1 pseudogene is annotated in these 276 nt (G+C 61.6%); it reads right to left on the bottom strand.

The features are described from left to right. Positions 1–276: pseudogene (gene proA / locus ACKX14_RS15750) on the bottom strand (glutamate-5-semialdehyde dehydrogenase); the annotation flags it as partial.

Below are 276 nucleotides of genomic sequence, written 5' to 3'. Positions count from 1 at the left end.
AACTCGCCGCCATCGGCGAACTGGGTCGAGGCGTTGTGGAGCAGGATGGCGCTGTCGATCTCGGCAAAGAACCGCTCCACCGATTTCACATCCTCGGTGATGATCGCCTCGGTGTGGTGCGACGAGTAGGTGTTGATGTGGTCGATGGCCTCGCCGACATCCCTGCCTACCTTCACCGAAATGATCGCGTCCTCATATTCGGTGTGCCAGTCCTGTTCGGTCGCCGGCAGTGCCGTGGGGATCAGCGCCTGGATGCGTTCGTCGCCGCGGATTTCG

The sequence above is a fragment of the Thermorhabdus hydrogeniformans genome, from assembly GCF_049310025.1.
Lineage (GTDB): Bacteria > Bacillota > Thermosediminibacteria > Thermosediminibacterales > Tepidanaerobacteraceae > JBJYKD01.
The sequence above is the reverse complement of the archived record's forward strand: the minus strand, read 5'-3'. Positions and strand labels throughout refer to the sequence as shown.